Origin of the sequence: Paraburkholderia sp. BR10954 (assembly GCF_040965775.1) — a bacterium.
In the GTDB taxonomy this organism is placed as follows: domain Bacteria; phylum Pseudomonadota; class Gammaproteobacteria; order Burkholderiales; family Burkholderiaceae; genus Paraburkholderia; species Paraburkholderia youngii.
In genome coordinates this window covers 1-2,376 of sequence record NZ_JBFRCK010000142.1, presented here as the reverse complement: position 1 = coordinate 2,376, position 2,376 = coordinate 1, and the positions used below count along the sequence as shown (strand labels likewise).

3 protein-coding genes and 1 pseudogene are annotated in these 2,376 nt (G+C 55.1%); 2 read left to right on the top strand and 2 right to left on the bottom strand.

Features of this window, described 5'->3' with window-relative positions; translation table 11 throughout:
- Together AB4Y34_RS41405 and AB4Y34_RS41400 are read left to right on the top strand one after the other, a co-directional pair.
- Positions 1-98 (top strand): DUF6429 family protein (locus tag AB4Y34_RS41405; RefSeq protein WP_368719250.1); only part of this gene is annotated, 98 nt, incomplete at its 5' end.
- Positions 99-182: 84 nt separating this feature from the next.
- Positions 183-707: pseudogene (locus AB4Y34_RS41400) on the top strand (Tn3 family transposase); the annotation flags it as partial.
- 648 nt (positions 708-1,355) lie between these two features.
- Here the strand turns inward: AB4Y34_RS41400 and AB4Y34_RS41395 are convergent.
- Complete coding sequence (locus AB4Y34_RS41395) at positions 1,356-1,694, bottom strand: type II toxin-antitoxin system RelE/ParE family toxin (protein WP_368719249.1); 339 nt, start codon at positions 1,692-1,694, stop codon at positions 1,356-1,358.
- Positions 1,694-1,978, bottom strand: coding sequence for a type II toxin-antitoxin system Phd/YefM family antitoxin (locus AB4Y34_RS41390; protein ID WP_176126203.1), 285 nt, complete (start codon positions 1,976-1,978; stop codon positions 1,694-1,696). Before AB4Y34_RS41390 ends, AB4Y34_RS41395 begins: the two co-directional genes overlap by 1 nt.
- Between the last annotated feature and the right edge of the window lie 398 nt (positions 1,979-2,376).

Here is a 2,376-nt window from a genome sequence, read left to right as displayed (position 1 = left end):
ATAAAGCGAAATCCGTGATCCTCACCGACGACGGTTTGCGCGAATCCGAACGCCTCTTCAAGCAGCACTTCGTCATCGCTGGCAGCAAAACTGATTAATGAAATGAATTTCTAACTCACCACACTAGCTTCTGACCTTCTGCATTTCGTCCGAAGGACGTCTTTTATTGACCGTTTACGAAGGAACTGCTGCGCCTCGTTGCATCAATTCATGCGGTGCGCGTGAGCGCAATGGTCGCCGTGCAGCGGTTCGGAAGCGTGGCGCAGGGCGACCCGGTGTACCGGGCAGCCGACCACCTCGGTAGGTTACTGCGCACGCTTTTCCTGTGCGACTACTTCAGCAACATTGAGTCCCGGCGAGAAATCCATACGCTGCTCAACCGCGGTGCGGTCCATCAGTTGCAGCGTGCAATCCACACTGGCAAGATCGCGCCGGAGCGCGGGCGACGCCGCGACGAAATGATCGCGATTTCTGGCTCCTTGACGCTGCTGACAAGCCTGGTCATTGCGTGGAATACACAGCGCATCCAGACAACCCTTGGTCGTTGGCGAAGCAAGGGCCAACGGGTGGACGACGACTGGTTACGGCGGATGGGCCCAGCGCATTTTACGCATGTGAATTTTCGTGGAACGCTGAGCTTTCCGATCGATCGCTATCGAGAGATTCTTCTCTATGCGCCGCTAAGGCGGCGCATCGCTGGATCGTGAACCGGTTCTGCATGCACACAGACCGCAGGACTACAGCGCGTGGTGCGGTTCTGCTGGCCGCCCTCAATCATGCGCTCGCCGGCCAGGTGCGCGGGCGGATAAATGCGCCAGATTTTACATCAAAAGGATGCGCTCCCGCAGAATCTACGATTTCAAGCATTTTGTTTTTAACAGAGAAAACAAAACAAACCGTCGGGTCCATACAAGCACGAAAAGGACGAATACCCCAATTTTGGCGCTTGCCACCGCGGATCGCTTCGTAGGGAAGCGGTCGGGTGAACGTATGCGCACGGTCGTGCACGCCGCGGAAGTTGAAAACCGCCCACTAATCCAGGGAAGAGGCACAACCGTCGTTGAGCGTTTCGAGAAGACGCGCCCGGTGTCGTACCAGATTCGCTATGTGCTTTTCGGTGGACCGCAGACGCTCGTGGTGCAACGCCTTAGTTTCGGGACACACCGCCGTGCCGGCGATCAGGAGCATGCAGTCGGGAAACGAGCGGATAGCATTGAATACCAAGGCATTTTCTTGCGGGAACGCTCTGCCGAGCCGCACAAGCAGATTCACTCAGAGGTCGCAAGTTGTAGCAGTGTGCGCCAAGGTATCAACGCAGCGCTGCCGCATGACCGCGAGACACCGGTCGGCGCCCATTACATCAGGCGAAGCACGATTCTTTGAAGAAGGGAGGGCAGATCGCGTCGCACGTCCACCACGAGATGAATGAAAACGGTATCGTCGCGGACCCGATAAATGATCCGATTCTTGCCAGAAAGGGCCTGCCGGAAACCGTCCTCGAAAAAGCCCTCGAGTTCGGTAGGCGTATGGCCGGTAGCGGGAAACTGCCGAATCTGCGTGATCGTTTCCTGCAGTTGCGCCGATGTCTGACGCCATGTTTCCCACCCGAATGTGCGGACGACATAGCTTCTGAGTTCGTCGATGCCGATCCGCGCGGTCGGGAGAATGCGGTATTTCAGCAGCGGTGCCGCCATCAGCGGAGCTTTTCCTGGCGATCGAGCTCGTTGAGTTCCGCAAAGAACTCATCGCCATCCACGTGATCCCCGCGTTCGATCTGTTTCTGGCCGACAGCCAAGATTTTTAGAAGCGCGAGGGACTGCTGCGTCGATTCATAGGTTCGCACATCCTGAACGACAAGCTTCGCTTCGCCGTTCTGCGTGATGATGAGCGGCTCTCCCGACTCAGTCAGGTCCTTGACAATTTGCGCCGCTTCGCTTTTGAGGTAGCTGATCGGCTTGACATGATCGGCGAGATGCATCCAAGGCTCCGGGAGAGATACAGACAAGACCGAATTTAAACCATTAATGGTCCGACTGCAAGCTTGTCCCTTGCGCACCGTTGAGGAGCTAATTCGACATAGCATAATGAATTATTCAACTACTTCATTGTCATTGTTGAAATTACATTATGTCAAATACAAAAAATAGGCGAACGGCAACTTCGCCCTAATTCTCGACGGTCACCCGCATCATCGCTCGGCGCCGATGAGAAAAATTTCGGAAATTTCCGACACGCCGCCAGCTACCTATAAGTAGTCGAACCTGAACAATCCGGAGAGCCTTTTGCAGCAAGGGTTTGAAGCGGAAAGTTGTTGATGCATTTGCAGGAACCTGGCAGATTATGGGTAGTTTCCTGCAAATTCTGTCGAGGTCTGGA

What these genes read in the sequence shown, in the direction of transcription:
- AB4Y34_RS41395 (WP_368719249.1), bottom strand. Translation starts at nt 1,694, where the DNA reads ATGGCGGCACCGCTGCTGAAATACCGCATTCTCCCGACCGCGCGGATC.
- AB4Y34_RS41390 (WP_176126203.1), bottom strand. Translation starts at nt 1,978, where the DNA reads ATGCATCTCGCCGATCATGTCAAGCCGATCAGCTACCTCAAAAGCGAA.